At 27.6% G+C, this 406-nt stretch carries 1 protein-coding gene; it reads left to right on the top strand.

What is annotated here, in order from left to right; genetic code table 11:
- On the top strand, window positions 1–406 hold a 406-nt coding region (locus tag IC213_RS20625; RefSeq protein WP_227863589.1), incomplete at both ends, for a PHP domain-containing protein.

Raw genomic sequence — 406 nt, 5'->3', positions numbered from 1 at the left:
ATTATACAATAACTCACATACATACAGATAGGTCTTCTGGTACAACTAATATAGATAGTGTAACAAAGCCAGAGCAATACATTTCTAAAATAGCAAATCTAGGTATGAAGTCTATAGCTTTTACAGAGCATGGTAATATATTAGATTGGTCAAAGAAAAAAAGCTTGTGTGAAAAACATGGTATAAAATATATCCATGCAGTTGAATGTTATATAACAGAAACACTAGATGAAAAAATAAGAGATAACTATCACTGTTGTCTGTATAGCAGAAATTTAGAAGGTGTCAAAGAGTTAAATAAATTGATTTCAAGTTCATACAACAGAAAAGACAATCATTTTTATTATGTTCCTAGAATTTCCTTTGAAGAATTAATAAAAACAAGTGAAAATATAATAGTAACTAC

Source organism: Clostridioides sp. ES-S-0049-02, assembly GCF_020658465.1.
GTDB lineage: Bacteria > Bacillota > Clostridia > Peptostreptococcales > Peptostreptococcaceae > Clostridioides.
The sequence above is the reverse complement of the archived record's forward strand: the minus strand, read 5'-3'. Positions and strand labels throughout refer to the sequence as shown.